We start from the raw sequence: 20,242 nt of genomic DNA on the forward strand, positions 1-20,242 counted from the left end.
AGTCGGGCGGCGGCAGCCGCGGCAGCCAGTCCGGCGGTAATCGCGACAACCAGGAGCATCGGTCGGGGGCTGGCAAGCCGCAATCCCACCGGAACGGGCCTTCGCGCCATGCGCAGGGAGGGGCCCAGAGCGGCCAGCAGGGTCAGCGGCCCCAAGGACGCGGTCCGCAGCAGGGAGGACGTCCACCGCAGCAGCGGGATTCGCAGGTTGCAACGGGTGAGCCGGTTGAACAGCAAGACCGGCACGCCCAGCGACCGGCTGCCGGCGGTCAGCAAGGACCCGGCGGCGGGGGCGGCCAAGGCAAGTACCGGCCGCGGCCGTCGGAGCGCTCGGAGCGTCAGGATCCGGAGGCATAACGGGCTGCCGGATCGGCCGGGGTTGACCGTCCTACACCGAATTCAAACCGTCTTATCCTTCTCATCCTGGCGGGTGAGCGGGAGGACGGTTTTTTCGTGTCGCACTCAGCGTCATAGCCAGGCAAAGCGGCGTCAGGGAGCGAAATATACCGGCGCGGCGGCCGTAATTACGGAAGGGTTGTCATCAGGGTGCGCGAGGGGCGCTTAAACGGCACTCTCAGCCGGTTAGCCCGCACCGAAGGCAAACGCAAATCAGCCCCCGCGCTGCAAGCGCCGGGGGCCGATCTCGATTAAAGCATTCTTATTTCTTGGCTGCGTCGTAACGCTTGCCGACTTCAGACCAGTTCACGACATTCCAGAACGCGGCGATGTAATCGGGGCGCTTGTTCTGATATTTCAGGTAGTAGGCATGTTCCCACACGTCCAGGCCGAGAAGCGGCGTGTCACCTTCCATGATCGGGCTGTCCTGATTCGGGAGGCTGTACACCTTCAGCTTGCCTTGCGGCGACAGCGCGAGCCATGCCCAGCCGGAGCCGAAGCGGGTAGCGCCTGCTTTGGCGAAGTCTTCCTTGAATTTCTCTAGGCCGCCGAGCTCGCTTGCGATGGCGTCAGCCAGTGCGCCGGATGGTTCGCCGCCGGCGTTAGGGCCAATCGTTTCCCAGAAAAGCGAGTGGTTCGCGTGACCGCCGCCGTTGTTGCGGACAGCCGTGCGGATCGACTCGGGAACGGCGTTCAGATCGGAGATCAGTTCTTCGATCGATTTGCCTTGCAGCTCAGGAGCGGACTCGAGAGCAGCGTTCAGATTCGTCACGTAAGCGTTGTGATGGCGGTCATGGTGGATCATCATCGTCGTTTCGTCGATGTGCGGTTCAAGTGCGTTGTTCGGATAGGGCAGTGGCGGTAATTGGTGAGCCATTGGTAATACCTCCCGTATGTAGTATTTTTCAAGCCATATTATCCCGTATTCGACCGAATAAATCAACAATAATGTTTAGAAAGTCGGCCGGATAGCGTGGTCGACTCCACAAGATTACCCCATCTAGCGTTGCTTCAACCGATTCAACCTATACGTAATTTAAAGAATTTCCAGCCTGCAGGATCTAAACGCTTGAAATAAAGCGGTTTCATGAAAAAACTAATGGTTTTCTAACTTTTTTAAGGAATTTTAAACAATTATGCAGGATTCTATCCGAAGTTGTCGTATATGTTAAGTTGCTGAATTATTTTTTATTTAGACTTGATTAAGACCACATTCGCGGGGGTACAGCTTATGCACGTTCGTTCTTTTCAACTTTCCGACTATCGCCCTGTCACTCAGCTGTTACAAACGGTCCTGTCGGAAATCTGCTATGATGAAACGATGGAAGCCTTCGGCCGCCAGTTGTCCTGGGACAGCGAGCTGGTGCTGGTGGCAACAGTCGACAACGTCATTGCCGGTATTATTATCGGTACGATCGACCGCAACCGCGGTTACTATTACCGCATTGCCGTGCATCCGGACCATCGGCGCAAAGGCATAGGCAAGTTGCTTATCACTTCGTTGAAGCAGCGGTTCGAACAGCGCAACGTTTCGCGGATTCTCATTACTGCGGACGAGCACAATGAGCCGATTCTTTCGTTGTATGAAGAGATGGGCTACGCGACGCAGGATTTTTTCAGAGCGTTCCGCCAGCTTAGCATCGTCAACGGTTGATAGACGGCCGGCCCCGGCGGCCGGCTCCCATATTTTCACTCGGAGAGCATATGTTGCGCGCCATTGCTTTTGGCCGCAAGATATGCTTTTCTATTAGTAGAACGCAAGGGCGGGGAAGAAACGTATGAACCCTTACGAACGGTGCGTAATCAAGAGCTTCAAGCATGACGGGCGATTGCATCGGATGTGGCTGCAGAACTGGCTTGTGCCGGCGGAACGGCTTATGCCCGCCCACGCGGCGGAATCGATGATTGTGCTGATCAATGACGAGACGCCTGTTGAGGAAAGCAGCGGCAAAAGGTGGACCAGCAAGGTGCCTGCGGTCACCGTTTTCATACCGAAGGAATGGTTTAACATCGTCGCCCTGCTGGAGCCGGCGGGTGTGCGCTATTATTGCAATGTCGCTTCGCCGGTGCACGCCGCGGACGGCGTGTTGACGTATATCGACTATGATCTGGACGTGATCCGGTTTGCGGACGGCTCCATGCATGTGGTCGACAGGGATGAATATGAAGCGAACAAGCAGCTTTATCATTACCCCGCCGCCGTGCGCAGCAAAATTGCGGCAGGTCTTGGGCAATTGATCAACCGCATAAAGAACGCGGAAGAACCCTTTTGCTCGGATAAAGCAGTGAGGTCGTATTTTACGCAGTGGAAAAAGGAAGCAGGCGGGGGGGAACGGTAACATGAGCCGATTTCAGCCAGAGCAACGAACGGACCGAACCGCTCGCACGGGCTCGCATCGTCGGAGCGAATCGGGAAAACCGCGGGCCCGATGGTTGGACGAGCTGCTCGACTGGGCCAAAACGCTCGGCGTGGCATTGGTCATCGTGCTGCTTGCCAACCGGTTCGTTTTCAACCTGTCGACGGTCGAAGGGCAGTCGATGGAGCCGACGCTGGAGCAGCACGAATGGCTTTTCATCAACAAAATCGGATACCGGATCGGAGAGCCGGAGCGCGGCGACATCGTCATCCTCAAGGACCCGTCCGAGCAGATCGACCGCAAGCAGTTTCTTGTCAAGCGGGTGATCGGATTGCCGGGCGACACCGTTGAGATTCGCGCGGGGCAATTATATGTGAACGGTCTGCAAACGGTTGAGTCCTACACGGACGTCAACATAGAAGATTCGGATTACGGGCCGGAGACGATAGCGGAAGGTCAGTATTTCGTCATGGGCGACAATCGGCGCGCCGGCGCAAGCAAGGACAGCCGGTCGTTCAAGCCGGTCCCGCGCGCATTGATCAAAGGCGAGGCGCAGTTCATCTTGTGGCCGATTGCCAAAATGAATAAGCTCTAGGAGCGGTGAGTGGTGAAGGACGTACAAGTTTACACGGACGGCGCCTGTTCGGGCAACCCGGGACCGGGCGGCTGGGGCGCCGTGCTCTTTTATGGAACGAGCAGGAAAGAAATTTCGGGCGGAGAGCCGATGACGACCAACAACCGGATGGAGATCGCGGCGGTTATTCAAGCGCTCGGTCTGCTGAAGGAGCCTTGCAAAGTATCGGTATACAGCGACTCGGCTTACGTCGTGAATTGCTTTAATCAGAACTGGATTCGCGGATGGATGCGCAACGGGTGGAAAAACAGCAAAAACCAGCCGGTAGAGAATCAGGATCTTTGGAAGTCGTTGTGGGAACTTATGCAGAAGCATCAGGTGACGTACATCAAGGTCAAGGGACATAGCGATAATGAATGGAACAACCGTTGCGACGAGCTGGCGCGGGAAGCGATCAAACGGCTGTCGTAGCGGGATTAAAGGAGGCGCGGGATATGCCGGGCGAATGGACGCAAGTGCGCTTGGCGGAGCTTAAAGCCGAGATGGCGGCGGCATTGCCCGCCCTCGGAATCGATAAAATAGGCGTCGCTTCGGCGTCGCCTTTTACCGCTTTAAAACAAACGCTGGTTCGCCACCGCGAGCTGGGCCGCGAGTCGGGATTCGAGGAACCGGATTTGGACAAACGCACGGAGCCGGCGCTGCTGTTCGACGATCCGCAATCGATCATTGCGATCGCGGTTGCCTATCCGTCGAAGCTGGCGGACGCTCCGAAGTCGGAGCCGGGCGCGCGCCGCGGCATATTGTCGCGGTCGGCCTGGGGCGAAGATTATCACCATGTGCTGCGCGACAGGCTGGCGCGGCTTGAGGCTTGGTTGAGCGAACGGCTGCCGGGTTTTCGCGCGGAGAGTATGGTCGATACGGGCGCGCTCGTCGACCGGGCGGTTGCGGAGCGGGCGGGCATCGGCTGGAGCGGCAAAAACTGTGCGGTCATCACGCCCGAATTCGGCTCCTGGGTATATTTGGGCGAGATGATCACCAATGTGCCTTTTCCGCCCGATGAGCCGGTTATTCAAGGCTGCGGCTCGTGCACCAAATGTATAGATGCCTGCCCGACCGGCGCTTTGGTTGGGCCGGGCGAATTAGACGCACAGCGCTGCGTATCGTTTGTCACGCAGACGAAAGGGTTTCTCTCGGACGAGATGATGCGGAAAATGGGCAATCGGCTGTATGGCTGCGATACCTGCCAGATCGTCTGCCCGGTTAATAAAGGGCTGAACTGGACGCAGCACGTCGAGCTGCGTCCTGATCCGGAGCAAGCAAAGCCGCTGCTCGTGCCGCTGCTGTCGATCGGCAACCGGGAATTCAAGGAGAAGTTCGGAAGCAGCGCGGCCTCGTGGAGAGGCAAGAAGCCGATCCAGCGCAACGCCGTCATTGCGCTTGGCAACTTCAAGGATGCATCGGCGGTGCCGGCGCTGGCGGACGTTCTGCGGGATGATCCGCGGCCCGTGCTGAGAGGAACGGCCGCATGGTCGCTCGGCCGGATCGGAGGCGCCGGGGCCGCGGCCGCGCTGCGGGAGGCTTCCGGACAGGAACGTGATCCGGAGGTGTCCGCCATGATCCGGGAGGCGCTGTCTTCCCGCCCTGCCGGGGCGGCAGACGGGCAAGCGCCGAACCGATAAAGGGAGGAGGGCGGAATGAGGAAAATGGAGACAACGACTACGATTTTATACCAGGCGGAACTCGAGTCGCCGCTCGGTCCGCTCGTCCTGTGCGCGACCGATCGCGGCTTATGCCATATCGATTTCGGCACGTTTGAGGATTGCGAGCTTCCTTTGTCGGTATGGGCTGCGAAGCGGGGACTGGGCGGGCAGGAAGGCGCGGTCGAATGGAGCCGGCATCCGGACCATCCGGTGCTTGCGCAAACCGCCGCTCAACTCAACGCCTATTTTCGCGGTGAAGCGAGAGCCTTCGATTTACCTCTCGATATGCTCGGAACCCCGTTCCAGCTCCGCATATGGCAGCAGCTTACGTTGATTCCATACGGCGAGGTTCGCAGCTACAAGCAGATGGCCGCCGGAGTCGGCAATCCGCTTGCGGTAAGAGCCGTCGGAGGCGCGAACAACCGGAATCCGATTCCGATCGTCGTGCCGTGCCACCGCGTCATCGGAGCCGACGGCTCGATGGTCGGCTATGGAGGCGGCATGCCGATCAAGTTGTATTTGCTGGGGCTGGAAGGGTATTCATGGCCGTAACGGCGCATTGAGTTTCCCCGGGGGACATGCTATGATAATGGACATTATGAACGAAAGGCTCGGGTGACGGAAAGAATGAGCGCATGGGAAATCATTATACCGATCGTTACATTGATCGTCGGATTGATTGCGGGTTTTGCTGCGGGCGTGTTCTACTTGCGCAAGCAGCTGGAGAAAATGCAAAGCGACCCCGAAATGCTGCAGAAGATGGCGAAGCAGATGGGTTACAATATGAACAAGCAGCAGATGCAACGCGCGCAGCAAATGATGAAGTCTGGTAAGTTTCCGCGCAAGTAAACCGGTGGCTGCGGGTTTTGAGGAGGAGTCGGAATGGCTGGTGTGAAGGATTACCTGAACGGCAAGGTGTCGGCGAACAGGGAGCAGATCGAATATCATGTGAAGGAAATTTTGAAGCTGATCGGCGAGAACGTCGAGCGTGAAGGATTGCTGGAGACGCCGGCAAGGGTAACGCGCATGTACGAGGAAATTTTTGCCGGATATGACGTCGATCCCCGCGAGGTGCTCGGGGTTACGTTCGACGAACAGCATGAGGAGCTCGTTATCGTGCGCGACATTGTCTACTACAGCCAATGCGAGCACCACATGGCTCCATTCTTCGGCAAAGCGCACATCGGCTACATCCCGAGCGGGAAAATCGCCGGTCTGAGCAAGCTGGCACGGCTCGTCGAGGCCGTTACGCGCAAGCTGCAGGTTCAGGAACGGATTACGAGCCAGCTAGCGGACATTATGAACGATGCGCTTCATCCGAACGGCGTTATGGTTGTCGTGGAGGGCGAGCATCTGTGCATGTGCGCCCGCGGCGTCAAGAAGTCCGGCAGCAAAACGGTGACATCGGCCGTCCGCGGCGAGTTTGTGACGAACGCGGCGCTACGCTCCGAATTTTTGTCTCTGCTGAAGCAATAAGACGGATCAAAAGAACCTCCAAATCCACGTGATCCGTGGGGCTGGAGGTTTACTTGTACTTGCTCTTGCAATGAATGGAAAAGAACGAGGTGAGGGGCTCACGAGGATGAGCCTCTACTTCTGCTTCCCTCTGTCATAAGGGATTCCAACGAAGCTTCACTGCTGCGGCATACCGCCCGCTCACGTAGGGCCAGTTCACGACGTTCCACCAATCCTTGATGTAATCGGCCCGTCTGTTCTGGTGCTTCAGGTAATAGGCATGCTCCCATACAACCAGCGGAAGCAGGGGGATGACGTCCCACTGTGACAGGTTTTGGTGTTTTTCGGCCTGTAAAATCTCCAGCCGTCCGCTGCGCGGGCTCCAGACAAGAATCGCCCATCCGCCGCTTTCCACCTTCTCCGCCGCTTGTGAAAACTGCCTCTTAAATGCCTCGAAGCTGTCGAAATCGGTACGGATTGCTTCAGCCATCGCGCCGGACGGTTCGCCGCCGCCTCCTGACCCGTGCGGCTTCATTGCCTCCCAGAATATCGTGTGCAAGTAATGGCCGGCACCGTTGAACGCCAACTCTCGCTCCCAATGCTTCACGAGCCCCAAATCGCCGCTCTTGCGGGCTTCCGCGAGCGCAGTCTCCGCGCGGTTCAGCCCATCAACGTACGATTGATGGTGTTTGTCATGATGAATCCGCATGGTGGCCTGGTCGATGTAAGGCTCAAGTCCGTTATATGGATAAGGCAGCGGCGGCAGCACATGGCCGCCGACGGGTACGGCGGCCGGCGGTCTGGCCCGTGCTTCCCCGCGTTCGCCCTGGAGAGCATCGAAGCCGACTGAACGATCAAGCAGATATTGCGATTCCCGCAACATAAGGCCGATAATGACCGACGTCACGGGGGCCGCCCGGAGGTCAGCGCTATGGGTGCGATAATCGTGGAGCTGACGGACGAAAGCTTCGGACTGGGCGCGGGCGGCGTGAACCAGCGCGGCGAGCTGAGGCCCTGCGCTTGCGGGCAGCAGGCCGGGCCTCTCAAGCGAAGCATTCAGCCACCATTCCGCGCAGCGTTCCGTATCGGCGAAGACGGACTCCCATTCCTCAAGCGTACGGACAAAGCCCGGGTCCGAACCGGGTGAAATCGCGCGAAGGACGGCGGCGTGCTCCTTCTCCCGCTTTTTCCATGATTGAAGCTCTTCCAGCAACCGGAGCTGCACATACGGTCCATCAACAAAAAGCACGACCGGAACCTCCTTTGCCTGAACCATCTCGTTCGCTCTTCCCGCCGCTGCCGGCTGCCCAATCTTGTGCGTCAAATGGCAGACGGCGGGAAGAGTCTTTATAGAGATGTATTCGGCTTCAGGGTTATCCTATGTCGTGCTGAGATCGAGCGTTTGATTGACCTGGCTTAGAAAAACGACCGCGCGGCGCATGTACTCCTTGGGATACACTTGAAAAAGCAGCTCATGCTTGCCCTTCGGCACGATCCAGGCGCTCGACAGCGGGTTGGTCTGGTTGGCGGCGATCGTCTCCGCGATGCCGACCGGCGCCTTCGCATCTTTGGTGCCGTGAATCATATAAATAGGCATATCGTATTCCGTGGTTTTCACTTCCTGTGAGGGGATTGCCGAGAGGTTAAACCCCGTCCATAGCGGAAGCATCCATTCGATCAGCGGCAGCGAAGGATTGCGTGGAAGCGGCGCATATTGCGTGAGATTATAGTAAAGCGTCTCGGCGTCGGCAATGAACATGCTGTCCAGGATCATTGCGCTGATGTCCTTCGTTTGCAGCGCCGCTTGCAGCGCCGTCCCGGCGCCCATGGAGAACCCCCACACCACGATCTCGCCCGCGCCTTGCGACTTGGCGTAGGCGACGGCGGCAAGCAGCTGCTGGCTTTCCTCGACGCCGCCTGTGGCGGGCATTGGATTCTCGGCGGAGGCGTAGCCGTAGTCAAACATCAGGACGTTATATTTCAGGCCGTGCAGCAGGTTAGCCAGATCGTACATCGGAACCCAGGTTTCCTCGCGGTTGGCGCCGTAGCCGTGGCTGAACACGACGGTTCTGCCCGAATCGGACTGGGCGGGTATGTACCAGCCGTTCACGGTCGATTTGCCGCTGGCGCTCGGAAAAGAGACGTCGATGTAATCGAGATTCTTCGCCAGCTTCGGATTGGACGTAAGCGGCGCGACGTAAGGGTGGGCCAGCGTCCATGCGATATAGCCGTGAAAGGCGAGAAAGGAAAAAAGGATGAATGCAGATAAGGAGGCAATCAGGGCGACAGCGGCATGTCTCCGCCGGGACCGGGTTTGCGTATGCGGCGGCAAAGACGAGCGTGGCAGCTGCTCGAATGGGCCGGGACGATAATCGGGGGAGAAGCCGCCTTCAAGCGGAACCGGTGTCAGGACGATGTTGTTCAATACAGAGATCCCTCCCACTATGAAAGCGCTTTAATGATAGATAGTAGTATCATCTTATGCCCTAAGCCTCAGAGTGTCAATTGCTGTCGGCAACTTGTTATCGAGCTGTAATCTGGCTGTAAAATAAGCCTTATCGATGGAATAAAGCGATGGAATGCGTTATACTGGATGTAATTGAGTTTCATTGCATGAAACATACAAGAGAGCGAGGTGAGCGTCATGGAAGAGGGGAAATCGACGGTCCGCGCGGTCGAACGCGCTTTGGACATTCTGTTATGCTTTACGGAACGGTCCGAATGGGCGATGACGGAAATCGCGGAGAAGGTCGGTCTGCATAAAAGCACCGTACACCGGATGCTCGCCACGTTGGAAGATAAGGGTTTCGTGGCAAGGCATCAGTCTACCGAACGTTACCGTCTCGGGCTGCGGGTATGGGAGCTCTCGGCGCATCTGTCCAGCAACGACGATCCGGCGGTTCGGCTGCTGCCGGAATTGGAACGGCTTCGCGATTTGGTGGGGGAAACCGTCAGCCTTTATATCCGGGACGGCAACCAGCGGATTCGGATACAAGCGGTACAGAGCAATCAGGCCGTACGGCGTGTCGCCAACGTCGGAGTTCGGCTGCCGCTTTACGTAGGCGCCTCCAGCAAGGTGCTGGTAGCCTTCGCGGACGAGGAGACGCAGCGCCTGGTCATGGAGGATCCCAGTTGGCCGCCGTCTATCGATCGAACGCAATATGCGGAGCAACTGGAGCAAATCCGCCGGCTCGGTTATGCGACCAGTATCGAGGAACGCGAATCCGGGGCTGCTGCCGTTGCGGCGCCGATTCTGAACCGAGCCGGCAAGCTGTCGGCGGCGTTGTCCGTCTCCGGCCCTTCGGGCCGTCTGACGCCGGAATCGATGCGCGAGCATGCGCCGGCCATTATCGAAGCGGCGAAACGAATGGGCATGATGCTCGTGAAATAATGCCAATCTGGCATATCGGACAAAAAAAGACCGCCGAACGTCGCGTAGACGTTCGGCGGTCTTTTTGGTGGGAGTGGAGTTTAGTTGGCGTTAGCGATCATCTGACGGAGAACCGTCTGCAGGATGCCGCCGTTACGGTAGTAATCCACATCGACCATCGAGTCGAGGCGGACGGTGACGGTGAATTCGAATTCGCTGCCGTCTTCACGGGTCGCGATGACCTTCACCTTGTCGCCCGGCTGCACGTCGTTCGAGAGACCGACGATGTTGAAAGTTTCGCGTCCGGAGATGCCGAGCGTCGACCAGCCTTGGCCCTGCTGGAATTGCAACGGCAGAACGCCCATGCCGACCAGGTTGGCGCGGTGAATCCGCTCATAGCTTTCGGCGATGACCGCTTTGACGCCGAGCAGGAACGTGCCTTTGGCCGCCCAATCACGCGAGCTGCCCATGCCATATTCCTTGCCTGCGATAACGACGAGATTCGTGCCCTGCGCCTGATACTTCATCGAGGCGTCGTAGATCGACATCACTTCGTCGGTCGGCAGGTACTTCGTTACGCCGCCTTCCGTGCCCGGAGCCACCTGGTTGCGGATCCGGATGTTGGCGAATGTGCCGCGCATCATCACTTCATGGTGTCCGCGACGGGAGCCGTACGAGTTGAAGTCCGCCTTCTGTACGCCGTTGTCCTGCAGAAACTTGCCGGCAGGGCTGTCGGCCTTGATGTTGCCGGCAGGCGAGATGTGGTCGGTTGTGACGTTGTCGCCGAGCACGGCCAGCGCCTTGGCTCCTTTGATGTCGGCTACATCGGCAATGCCGGCGCCGAGGTTCTCGAAGAAAGGCGGGTTCGCGATGTAGGTCGACTTCTCGTCCCACTCGTATGATACGCCTTCCGGAACCGGGATCTCGTTCCAGCGCTTGTTCTGGACAAACACGTTCTCGTATTTCGAGCGGAACATTTCCGGTGTCAGGGAAGCCTCCGTCGCTTTCGCGATCTCTTGCGAGGACGGCCAGATATCCCGCAGGTAGACCGGCTGTCCGCTCGGATCGTGACCGATCGGATCGTTGGCCAGATCGATATTGACTGTACCGGCCAAGGCATAAGCAACGACAAGCGGAGGAGAAGCGAGGTAGTTCGCTTTAACCTGCGCATGCACGCGGCCTTCGAAATTCCGGTTGCCGGACAGAACGGCCGCAACCGTCATGTCGTTGTCGGCGATCGCTTCGCCGACTTCGTCAGGCAGCGGGCCGGAGTTGCCGATACAGGTTGCGCAGCCGTAGCCTGCAACGTGGAAGCCGAGCTTCTCCAATGGCTCCAACAGGCCGGCTTTTTTCAGGTAGTCGGTGACGACGAGCGAGCCAGGCGTCAGCGAGCTTTTGACGTATTCAGGCTTGACGAGACCGCGCTCGACGGCTTTCTTCGCGACGAGGCCCGCGCCGAGCATAACCGCCGGGTTCGACGTGTTCGTGCAGCTGGTGATCGCCGCGATAACAACCGCGCCTGTGCCGAGCTGGCTCGTTTTGCCGTTCGGGTGCTTCACTTCCACGACTTCCTCGATCTTGGCGTCGGACAGACCGTATCCGCCTTTGTCGATCGGTGTCCGGATGATGTCATGCCAAGCGTCCTTCATGGCCGTAAGCTCAATCCGGTCCTGCGGACGCTTCGGTCCGGCAAGGCTTGGTACGATCGTCGACAGGTCAAGCTCGAGCACATCCGTAAATACCGGATCCGGCGTGCTGTCGTTGCGGAACATGCCTTGCGCCTTGTAATAGGCTTCAACCAGCGCGATCTGCTCGTCGGGGCGGCCGGTTTGACGCAGGAATTCCAGCGCGGTCGTGTCCACCGGGAAGAAACCGATCGTTGCGCCGTATTCCGGCGCCATGTTGGCGACAGTAGCGCGGTCTGGCAGCGAGATATTGGAGAGGCCCGGTCCGAAAAACTCGACGAATTTGCCGACGACGCCTTTCTTGCGGAGAATTTCCGTGACGGTTAGCGCAAGGTCGGTTGCCGTGGAGCCTTCCGCCAGCTGGCCCGTCAGCTTGAAGCCGATAACCTCAGGCATTACGAAGTACAGCGGTTGGCCGAGCATGCCGGCTTCCGCCTCGATGCCGCCGACGCCCCAGCCCACGACGCCAAGGCCGTTGATCATCGTCGTATGCGAGTCCGTGCCGACCAGCGAGTCCGGGAAAACGACGGTTTCGCCGTCAACCGTTCTGGTGGCCGCTACGGAAGCCAGGTATTCCAGGTTGACCTGGTGTACGATACCGGTTGCGGGTGGTACGGCGCGGAAGTTATCGAACGCCGTTTGGGCCCAACGAAGGAAACGGTAGCGCTCGCCGTTACGTTGGAACTCGATGTTTTCGTTGAATTCGAGCGCATCCGGGGAGCCGAAAGCGTCGACCATGACGGAGTGGTCGATCACGAGATCGACCGGCACAAGCGGGTTGATCCGCTGCGGATCGCCGCCCGCTTTCTTAACGGTGTCGCGCATCGCCGCAAGGTCGACGACGACCGGTACGCCGGTGAAGTCCTGCAGGACGATCCTTGCCGGGATGAACGGGATTTCCTTGTCCTCGCGTCCTTCAGCCCAGTTTGCGAGTTGCTTCACGTGCTCCTTCGTGATCGCGCGTCCGTCGAACTGGCGGATCGCCGCTTCCAGCAGCACTTTAATGGAGAAAGGAAGCCTGCCGATTTTGCCGTGACCTTGCTGCTCAAGTCCTTGCAGGCTGTAGTAAGCGTAAGATTTGCCGCCTACCTCGAGCTTGGTCCGGACGGAGTATGGATCGGATGTTGCCATGAGATGAAACTCCTCCTTCATAAAAAATATCAGTGGGATGCGATTGTATGTTTCGTACAATGAAACACTATTTCATAATCGCTGATAGCTTAAGTATATCGCTTTTTGTAGGGTTCCGTAAAGGGCGTTTTTCATCACCGGCGCGAAAAAATAACGCGTTTTCTCATTAGAGCGGAGGACGCTTCATATACATAGAAAAGTTAGATGCTTGCCCGCAAAAAACGCTCGGCTTCACAGCAATCGGCTCGGCCGAATGAAGGAGAGTGACCTCATGTCCGGAAAGAAAAGCGCCGCGTTGCGCAGTATGCCGGAGGGCTGGAGGGCAGCCGTTCACGACTATGTCAAGACCGTCAATCAGGCGGAAATCGCAATGAAGACGGACGGTTTATCCGGCGTCATCGCCGATTACGGACATCTCACACGGATGAGCCGGCGCTTGTCCCGTCTGGAGGAGCGAGACCGTCTGCGCGGGGCATTCCCCGCCAGGCAAGAGTCGAGGGCCCGTCTGCTCGAGATTGGGACGACCCGGGAGCGGGACGGGGAGGTTTCGGTTCGTCTTGAGCTGCATTTCAAGCGCTCGCTGGAACAGCGCGGCGCAGGCTATGCCGAGGAACGGCAGGAGATTGAAAGGCTGCGGCTCGCTCAAACGGATGGACGCTGGCGGATCGTGCGGATCGAGCCGGAAATCGGGGAGCTGCGGGACGGGGCAAACGGCGGCCCGGAACATGACGCAGGGCAACAGGATGACATGCTGCCGCTCCCGCAAGCGGCGAAATCCGTCTCAGCGCCCTATATCAATTATGACCTTTTGCCCTATTTCAATCAACATCGTCCGGGCATCCCTTACCGGCGGGATCTGGCGGCGGCTTATGCCGACCGCTGGTGGAATCAACCCAATTCGGCATACGAGACCTTTGACGTCAACTGTACGAATTACGTCTCGCAGTGTCTCTTTGCAGGCCACGCCCCGATGAACTATACTGGTAGAAGAGCCTCGGGCTGGTGGTACAAAGGACGCGTCGGCGGGCAGGAATCGTGGAGCTACAGCTGGGCTGTCGCCGATGCGCTGCAGCGTTATTTAAGCACGCCGCGGTCTGGCGGCATGCGGGCAACTCCGGTTGACGCGCCGTGGCAGTTGAAGCTCGGAGACGTCATTTGCTACGATTGGGAAGGCGACGGCCGGTACGGCCACAATACGATCGTAACCGCCTTTGACCGCGAAGGTATGCCGCTCGTGAACGCCAATACGGTATCGAGCCGGCACCGGTATTGGGATTACCGGGATTCGTACGCCTGGACGATTCGGACGCGCTACCGCTTTTTCCATATTGCGGATTTGTTCTAAGGCGCTTGCCGACACGGCCGCCCCGGGCTCGAGCAAGGAGGACTTACGAGACGATTGGATAATTTACTAACCGGAGGATAGCATTCATGGGTGAAAAAATTCGGGTCGGGCTGCTGTACGGAGGCAAATCGGGCGAGCATGAGGTGTCGCTGCAGACCGCGCTGGCGGTCATGAAAGCCTTCGATTATGATAAATACGAAATCAAGCCATTCTATATAACGAAGCAGGGCGGGTGGTACGCCGGACAAACGCTGCTCGCCGCTCCCACAGACGTGGCCCAACTGCAATTCGCCGGTGCGCAAGGCGATACCGGCGGCGCGCTGATGCCGGTGTTCGAGGGGCTGACGACCCCCGCAGGCGCAGCGGCAGAGGCTGGCAGGGCAATCGATGTCATGTTCCCGCTGCTGCACGGCACGTTCGGGGAAGACGGGACGATTCAGGGGCTTTTCGAGATGGCGAACATGCCTTATGTAGGAGCCGGCGTGCTGGCCTCCGCCGTAGGCATGGACAAAGTGCTGATGAAAAAGGTGTTCGCCCAGGAAGGGCTGCCGCAGTGCATATACCGTCATTTCAACCGCACCCAATGGGAGAAGGACCCGCAATTTTTCATCATGGAGATCGAGGTGGCGCTCGGTTATCCTTGCTTCGTGAAGCCGGCAAATCTGGGCTCGAGCGTGGGCATTTCCAAGGCAGGCAACCGCGAGGAATTGGAAGCGGCCGTCGCCTGCGCGTTCCGTTACGACCGCAAGGTGATCGTGGAAGAGTTCGTCGACGCCCGCGAGATCGAGGTCAGCGTGCTCGGCAACGACGAGCCGCGCGCTTCCGTGCCCGGGGAGGTCGTGTCATCGAACGATTTTTATGATTACAAAGCGAAATATACCGACGGCAAATCGCGCATGCAGATTCCTGCCGACATCCCGGCCGAAACGGCCGAAGCGGTCCGCGAGATGGCGGTCCGCGCTTTCCTGGCGATCGACGGGTCAGGCTTGTCGCGCGTTGACTTTTTTATGCGGCGGTCCGACGGACAGCTTTTGATCAATGAAGTGAATACGATGCCGGGCTTTACGCCGTTCAGCATGTACCCGCTAATGTGGAAGGAAACCGGCTTGCCTTACCGCGAGCTGCTCGATAAGCTGATCCAATTGGCCCTTGAGCGGCATAGCGAGAAGCAGCGCATCGACTATACCGGCGGCGGTTCGGAGTAGAGAGCCGGCCGCTTATGAACCGGATGATTAGCGCTTACGCTGCATCCGGTTTTTCATACCATGCGGGGATCCGATCCCCTGAGAAGCAAACGTTGCGAGCCGGCTGCTTGCGGCAAGCTGATTAGAAATGAGAAGGAGGCTTGTGGAAAATGGGCTTTGCGACCGAATTCAATTCCGTTTGCAAATTCAAATCGCAGCAGGAGCTGTACGAGCTGCTGGAGTACGGGCGCGGCAAAATGGTGAAGAGCGGCTTCCGCGTTTTTCCGGCCGGCCAGAAGGTTATTGCTTATTCGCCGAGCAATGAAGCGATCGCCATCGTCAAAATTATTGCTTCTATCGCGGAAATCAACTTCCAGGGCGAGGAAATCACGCAGGTGGAGATGGAGCTGGTCCGCAGGCTGTCCGAGGAGGAGGCGCGCGTGCAGACGGCGCTAGCGCATGAGATGTTTTTCGGTGAACGGGCATGATCGTCCGCTTCGGCTTCGTCGCGATGAGCGTTCTCCTGGAGAACGCGTCGCCTTCCCGCACCATGACATACGCAAGCTTCTTGAAGCTTGCCGATAGGGAAGCCGCGCTGCGGCGGCTGGAGCGGATAACGGAGGAAAATCTTCATAATGCGCTGCGGGTTTTGCGGCACGCGGTCACGCACGACGTCAGGGTATACCGTTTGTCCTCCAAAATCATTCCGTTAACCACGCACGAGGCGCTGGCCGGATGGGACCCTTACGGGTCCGATGACGTGCGAGCCGCTTTTGCGAAGCTGGGGGCTTTTGTTACGGACAATGGAATACGGGCGTCCTTCCATCCGGATCATTTCTGCGTGCTGAGCACGCCGAGGCCGGAGGTGCTCGCAAGCTCCATCCGCGATCTGCATTATCATACGGACATGCTGGAAGCGATGGGACTGGATGAACGCGCCAAGTGCAACATCCATGTGGGCGGTGCGTACGGTGATAAGGTAACGTCGGGCGAAAGGTTCATCAGGCAGTTCGCCGCCATCGAGGGCAAACTGCGGAACCGGATCACGCTCGAGAACGACGATAAGACGTTCAATGTGCTTGAAACGCTGGAAATCGCGGAAAAGTCCGGGGTACCGATGGTGCTTGACATTCATCACCATGCGGTCAATGATGGCGGGATCGGCGAACGGACGCTCATGGACGAGCTGTGGCCGCGCATCGTGGCAACATGGAGCAGTGAGAACGGCCGGCTGCGGCTGACAGGCCAGACCGGAGCCGGGGACAGTGAGAGCGAATGGGTGCTTCCGCCCAAGGTGCACGCTTCCAGCCCGAAGAGCGAGAAGGACCCTCGCGGACACGCCGATCATGTGGAGGCGGGCACGCTGCTGCGGTTTCTCCGGGGGGCTGCCGCAGGCTGCTCCAAGCTGGACGTCATGCTGGAGGCCAAGCGCAAGGACGAGGCGCTTTTCCGCCTGATGGAAGGACTGCGCGACGCGGAAAGATCCGGCGAAGGCGTGCGTATTCTGGATGCTGCATCGATTGAAGTTGCGGAATAGCGCAACAATAGTCTTGAATTCGGACCTGAAATGGATTACTTTGGACAAAGGGCGCATTCGTTTCCATGGCGTTACTGCGGAGACCGCGTGAATTTTGCAACATTCCCAAGGAGGAGATTAAGAAATGAGCGGATTGTTGAACGGCAGAAATATCGTCGTCATGGGTGTGGCGAACGACCGCAGCATCGCCTGGGCCATCGCCCAGTCATTGGCGGCCCAAGGCGCAAATTTGGCATTTACATATGAGAGCGAGCGCGTACAGGAACGAGTGGCGAAGCTGGCCGAGACGATTCCCGGCTCCGTCGTGCTGCCGTGCAATGTCACGGTGGATGAAGATATCGATGCGCTTGCCGGCAAGCTGAAGGAAAGCTTCGGTGTGCTGCACGGCATCGTGCACAGCATCGCATTCGCCAAAACGGAAGAGCTTGAAGGGATGTTCGTCGAGACGTCCCGCGAAGGCTTCGCGCTTGCGCACGATATCAGCGCTTATTCTCTTACTGCGGTGGCGCAGCGCTTGTATCCGTTGATGACCGAAGGCGGCAGCATCATGACGATGACGTACCTCGGCGCGGAACGCGCGCTTCGCAATTACAACGTCATGGGCGTGGCGAAGGCGGCGCTGGAGGCTTCCGTGCGCTACCTCGCGGCAGATCTCGGCCCGTTCAACGTTCGGGTCAATGCGGTTTCTGCGGGACCGATCCGCACGCTCGCGGCGAAGGGCATCAAGGACTTCAACTCGATTCTGCGCCAGGTGGAGGAGAAAGCCCCGCTGCGGCGTACCACGGAAGCCGCGGAGGTGGGCGACACGGCGATGTTCCTGATGAGCCGGCTGTCGCGCGGCATTACCGGTGAAGTGATTTACGTAGATAACGGCTATCATATTATCGGCGTATAGAGCCGTCCTCGTTCGCACACCGCCCGGGAAACCAGGCGGTGTTTTTCACAACGCGAGGTCTTGATAACGGGGAGAGAAGACTGGAAGGCAGGTATTACAGCATGTGGGAAATTATCGGACTTGTGGCACTCGGCCTGATTGCCGCCGTCTTCGGCAGCATCGTGGGGCTCGGCGGCGGCATTATCATCGTACCGGTGCTCATTCTGCTCGGGCCGGAGCTGACCGGCGGCGCGATCGATCATGCGACGGCGGTCGGCACATCGCTTGCGGTCTTGATCGTAACGGCGCTTGCGTCTACCCTGTCGTACACGAAGCAGGAGCGAGTCGATTTCCGGATCGGCTGGCTGCTGTTCATTACAAGCGGCCCGGCTGCGATGGCGGGGTCGGCGTTGACGAGCAAGCTTCAGGGCGACGTCTTCTTGTTGGTATTCGGCGGCTTTATGCTGCTCATGGCAGGGCTGCTGGTCGCGCGGGATTATATGCGGCCCTCGGCGCGAAGGTGGCCGGTCAGCCGGACGTATGTGGACGGTCAGGGCGTGGAGCACGAGTACGGTTTTTCCGTGCTGCCGGGGCTGCTGATCGGGTTTGCGGTCGGGCTCGCATCGGGGCTGTTCGGCATCGGCGGCGGCTCGGTTTTTGTCCCGGTTATGGTCTTGATGTTCCGGTTCCCGCCCCACGTCGCTACGGCGACCTCGATGTTCGTCATTTTCCTGTCGTCGATACTCGGCACAGGGGTTCATGCGGCGATGGGCGAAACCGACTGGCTGCTCGTACTGGCGCTTGTGCCGGGTGCGTGGATCGGGGGCAGGATCGGGGCTGCTATTGCGGGCCGGATGTCCGGCAAGGCGCTGCTTTGGCTGCTGCGTGTAACGCTTATTCTATTGGCGGGCAGGTTGATTCTTGAGGGGTTGGGATATTTTTAGGCCGGGGCGGATGTGTTAAAGGCGAAACTTTGTCCTGCCGGAAGCGTATATTAGCAAGGTCTGGAAGGGTATGGATATCGCGAGAGGAAAGTAGTGTGATAATGGTGAGCGATTCAAAAATGGAGCCGGCCGTCGGCCGTAAAAGCTTCGCCGCAGTGGCGATCAACAGCGCGTCCAAGGCGGGAGAATGGATCAAGACGAAATTAGGCGGCTACACGACTCTCAATCTGAAAAGCTCGTCAGCCGATCTCGTAACCGAGGTCGATAAAGGCGCAGAGACCATGATCCGGAATCTGATCATGACCCATTTCCCGGACCATTCCTTTCTCGGCGAGGAAGGGGTGGAGCCGGGACCGGAGGCTTCGGCTTCAGCGCTGCGGGCCGTCCTGGAAGAGGAGTATGTATGGATCGTCGATCCGATTGACGGCACGACCAATTTCGTGCACGGCTTTCCGTATTTTTGCGTCTCGATTGCGCTAGCCTACAAGGGCGAAGTCATTCTCGGCGTCGTTTATGATCCGATGCGCGATGAGCTGTTTATAGCGGAGAAGGACAAGGGGGCTTACGTCCATGGCAAGCGAATGCAGGTGTCGCGGGATGCCACGCTTCGCGAGAGTCTCGTGGCGACAGGCTTTCCACCTAGCCAAGACGTTGCGCTGCCGTTGAACATGCGCCAGTTGGAGGCCGTCGTGCCGAAGGTGCGGAATGTGCGCTCGAACGGTTCGGCGGCGCTGCATATGGCCTATGTTGCTGCGGGCCGTCTCAGCGCGTATTGGGAAGTCGGCCTGAATGCGTGGGATATAGCCGCCGGGTATTTGCTCATCCACGAATCGGGCGGCCGCGTTACGGGACTTAAGGGAGAGCCGTATCATCTCGGCGTGCGCAATGTGGCGGCGACTAACGGCCGCATCCACGACGAGTTGCTGCAGGTGCTTCAAAGCGCGGAGCAGGCGGAGGGACCGGGACCGGGATCGGGGTCGGACGTCCGGTTCCAGGTGTGACGAACGAGCCGAGACGCATAACGTTGGTCTGACACTCGGATACTACAACCGGAACGTGAGAAGACGGGAAGGAAGTGAATCGCGTGGGCATAAACGGCGGCGGCCACGGTGGTAAAGGTAAACCGGCGGAGCAATTGGAGAAAGAACTGGCCGACCGCTTGACGGACGGACCGTTGGAGGCCGGAGACAAGGAACGGATCGTTCGGGCGCGGCTGTCGCCCAAATATGAGATCCGAATCCAGACAACGTACGATCCCATTGGCGAGGAAACGAAGCTGTACCGCTCCATGGCCAAGGAACTGGACGGCCGATACGACAGGCATGCATCGGCGTCGGTGCCGGGAAAAGCGGAGGAAGACCAGGGTAAACGGACATTCGTCAGCGGGAAGCTGAAGTTAATGCAGCGCAGTAAAAAGCCATAATTTATCGGTTTCCTGTAAGGATGCAGGTATGGATGGTGACACGCATCGCAGCCGACTTCAACAATAAAAGCAAGATGGATGAATAAATAGGAAGATGGTTAAAATGACGCCGATGTTGGGCGTCATTTTCGTTATGTTCCCACATTTTGATCCCCTAGCGCTCGACGCTTTCGCCCAGCTAACGGGACGACGTGCCGCTAACGGAGACCGAATGCGCGAAAACGCTGCGCTAACGGCATGATGTCGCTTATTCGCCCACCGTCCGCCT

The 20,242-nt window shown here is 58.4% G+C and carries 21 protein-coding genes and 1 pseudogene; 18 read left to right on the plus strand and 4 right to left on the minus strand.

Annotation, left to right across the window (positions count from 1 at the left end):
- Positions 1–356, plus strand: a pseudogene (locus tag BG52_RS16200) (hypothetical protein); the annotation flags it as partial.
- Positions 357–657: 301 nt separating this feature from the next.
- Here the strand turns inward: BG52_RS16200 and BG52_RS13355 are convergent.
- Positions 658–1,272: a superoxide dismutase gene (locus tag BG52_RS13355; protein ID WP_036582386.1), complete on the minus strand. Its 615-nt coding sequence runs from the start codon at positions 1,270–1,272 to the stop codon at positions 658–660.
- A gap of 354 nt (positions 1,273–1,626) precedes the next feature.
- Between BG52_RS13355 and BG52_RS13360 the strand changes: the two genes are divergently transcribed.
- The 8 genes from BG52_RS13360 to folE all read left to right on the plus strand — a co-directional run bounded on the left by BG52_RS13360 (position 1,627) and on the right by folE (position 6,502).
- The gene (locus BG52_RS13360) at positions 1,627–2,049 is read left to right on the plus strand and encodes a GNAT family N-acetyltransferase (protein ID WP_036582384.1); all 423 of its coding nucleotides are present in this window, start codon (positions 1,627–1,629) and stop codon (positions 2,047–2,049) included.
- A 124-nt stretch (positions 2,050–2,173) separates the two neighbouring features.
- The gene (locus tag BG52_RS13365) at positions 2,174–2,734 is read left to right on the plus strand and encodes a DUF402 domain-containing protein (RefSeq protein WP_036582381.1); all 561 of its coding nucleotides are present in this window, start codon (positions 2,174–2,176) and stop codon (positions 2,732–2,734) included.
- Between the two features lie 94 nt (positions 2,735–2,828).
- Positions 2,829–3,347: a signal peptidase I gene (lepB, locus tag BG52_RS13370; RefSeq protein WP_223299020.1), complete on the plus strand. Its 519-nt coding sequence runs from the start codon at positions 2,829–2,831 to the stop codon at positions 3,345–3,347.
- Between the two features lie 12 nt (positions 3,348–3,359).
- On the plus strand, positions 3,360–3,797 hold the full coding sequence (gene rnhA / locus BG52_RS13375; RefSeq protein WP_036582378.1) for a ribonuclease HI: 438 nt from the start codon (positions 3,360–3,362) through the stop codon (positions 3,795–3,797).
- A 23-nt stretch (positions 3,798–3,820) separates the two neighbouring features.
- A complete protein-coding gene (gene queG / locus BG52_RS13380; RefSeq protein ID WP_051588113.1) occupies positions 3,821–5,005 on the plus strand; it encodes a tRNA epoxyqueuosine(34) reductase QueG in 1,185 nt (394 codons plus the stop codon).
- 15 nt (positions 5,006–5,020) lie between these two features.
- The gene (locus BG52_RS13385; protein ID WP_317628081.1) at positions 5,021–5,578 is read left to right on the plus strand and encodes a methylated-DNA--[protein]-cysteine S-methyltransferase; all 558 of its coding nucleotides are present in this window, start codon (positions 5,021–5,023) and stop codon (positions 5,576–5,578) included.
- 75 nt (positions 5,579–5,653) lie between these two features.
- Positions 5,654–5,875, plus strand: coding sequence for a YneF family protein (locus BG52_RS13390; RefSeq protein WP_036582375.1), 222 nt, complete (start codon positions 5,654–5,656; stop codon positions 5,873–5,875).
- A 33-nt stretch (positions 5,876–5,908) separates the two neighbouring features.
- On the plus strand, positions 5,909–6,502 hold the full coding sequence (gene folE, locus BG52_RS13395; RefSeq protein WP_036582373.1) for a GTP cyclohydrolase I FolE: 594 nt from the start codon (positions 5,909–5,911) through the stop codon (positions 6,500–6,502).
- Between the two features lie 133 nt (positions 6,503–6,635).
- Here folE and BG52_RS13400 read toward each other — a convergent pair whose 3' ends face one another.
- Together BG52_RS13400 and BG52_RS13405 are read right to left on the minus strand one after the other, a co-directional pair.
- Entirely contained in the window at positions 6,636–7,730 is a 1,095-nt protein-coding gene (locus BG52_RS13400) for a Fe-Mn family superoxide dismutase (protein WP_036582402.1), read from the minus strand.
- 129 nt (positions 7,731–7,859) lie between these two features.
- Positions 7,860–8,906, minus strand: a complete 1,047-nt coding sequence (locus tag BG52_RS13405) for an alpha/beta hydrolase (RefSeq protein WP_036582371.1) — start codon at positions 8,904–8,906, stop codon at positions 7,860–7,862.
- A gap of 219 nt (positions 8,907–9,125) precedes the next feature.
- On the opposite strand from BG52_RS13405, the gene BG52_RS13410 reads away from it, so the two are divergent.
- A complete protein-coding gene (locus BG52_RS13410; protein ID WP_036582368.1) occupies positions 9,126–9,872 on the plus strand; it encodes an IclR family transcriptional regulator in 747 nt (248 codons plus the stop codon).
- Between the two features lie 80 nt (positions 9,873–9,952).
- Here BG52_RS13410 and acnA read toward each other — a convergent pair whose 3' ends face one another.
- On the minus strand, positions 9,953–12,667 hold the full coding sequence (acnA, locus tag BG52_RS13415) for an aconitate hydratase AcnA (protein WP_036582366.1): 2,715 nt from the start codon (positions 12,665–12,667) through the stop codon (positions 9,953–9,955).
- Between the two features lie 271 nt (positions 12,668–12,938).
- On the opposite strand from acnA, the gene BG52_RS13420 reads away from it, so the two are divergent.
- From BG52_RS13420 to BG52_RS13455, 8 genes are all read left to right on the plus strand, one after another.
- Complete coding sequence (locus BG52_RS13420) at positions 12,939–14,012, plus strand: amidase domain-containing protein (protein WP_223299021.1); 1,074 nt, start codon at positions 12,939–12,941, stop codon at positions 14,010–14,012.
- An 86-nt stretch (positions 14,013–14,098) separates the two neighbouring features.
- Positions 14,099–15,217, plus strand: a complete 1,119-nt coding sequence (locus tag BG52_RS13425) for a D-alanine--D-alanine ligase (protein ID WP_036582363.1) — start codon at positions 14,099–14,101, stop codon at positions 15,215–15,217.
- A gap of 149 nt (positions 15,218–15,366) precedes the next feature.
- Positions 15,367–15,684, plus strand: a complete 318-nt coding sequence (locus tag BG52_RS13430; protein ID WP_036582361.1) for a hypothetical protein — start codon at positions 15,367–15,369, stop codon at positions 15,682–15,684.
- Positions 15,681–16,733, plus strand: a complete 1,053-nt coding sequence (gene uvsE / locus BG52_RS13435) for a UV DNA damage repair endonuclease UvsE (RefSeq protein WP_036582358.1) — start codon at positions 15,681–15,683, stop codon at positions 16,731–16,733. Before BG52_RS13430 ends, uvsE begins: the two co-directional genes overlap by 4 nt.
- Positions 16,734–16,857: 124 nt before the next feature.
- Positions 16,858–17,628 (plus strand): enoyl-ACP reductase FabI, encoded by a 771-nt coding sequence (gene fabI / locus BG52_RS13440; RefSeq protein WP_036582356.1) that lies wholly within the window; start codon positions 16,858–16,860, stop codon positions 17,626–17,628.
- 101 nt (positions 17,629–17,729) lie between these two features.
- Positions 17,730–18,551 carry a sulfite exporter TauE/SafE family protein gene (locus BG52_RS13445; RefSeq protein ID WP_036582353.1) on the plus strand — a complete coding sequence of 274 codons (822 nt, stop codon included), beginning with the start codon at positions 17,730–17,732 and terminating at the stop codon, positions 18,549–18,551.
- 101 nt (positions 18,552–18,652) lie between these two features.
- On the plus strand, positions 18,653–19,552 hold the full coding sequence (locus BG52_RS13450; protein ID WP_051588114.1) for an inositol monophosphatase family protein: 900 nt from the start codon (positions 18,653–18,655) through the stop codon (positions 19,550–19,552).
- An 83-nt stretch (positions 19,553–19,635) separates the two neighbouring features.
- Positions 19,636–19,974 carry a hypothetical protein gene (locus tag BG52_RS13455; protein ID WP_317628082.1) on the plus strand — a complete coding sequence of 113 codons (339 nt, stop codon included), beginning with the start codon at positions 19,636–19,638 and terminating at the stop codon, positions 19,972–19,974.
- Positions 19,975–20,242: the final 268 nt, after the last annotated feature.

Source organism: Paenibacillus darwinianus, from assembly GCF_000598065.1.
GTDB lineage: Bacteria > Bacillota > Bacilli > Paenibacillales > Paenibacillaceae > Paenibacillus_I > Paenibacillus_I darwinianus.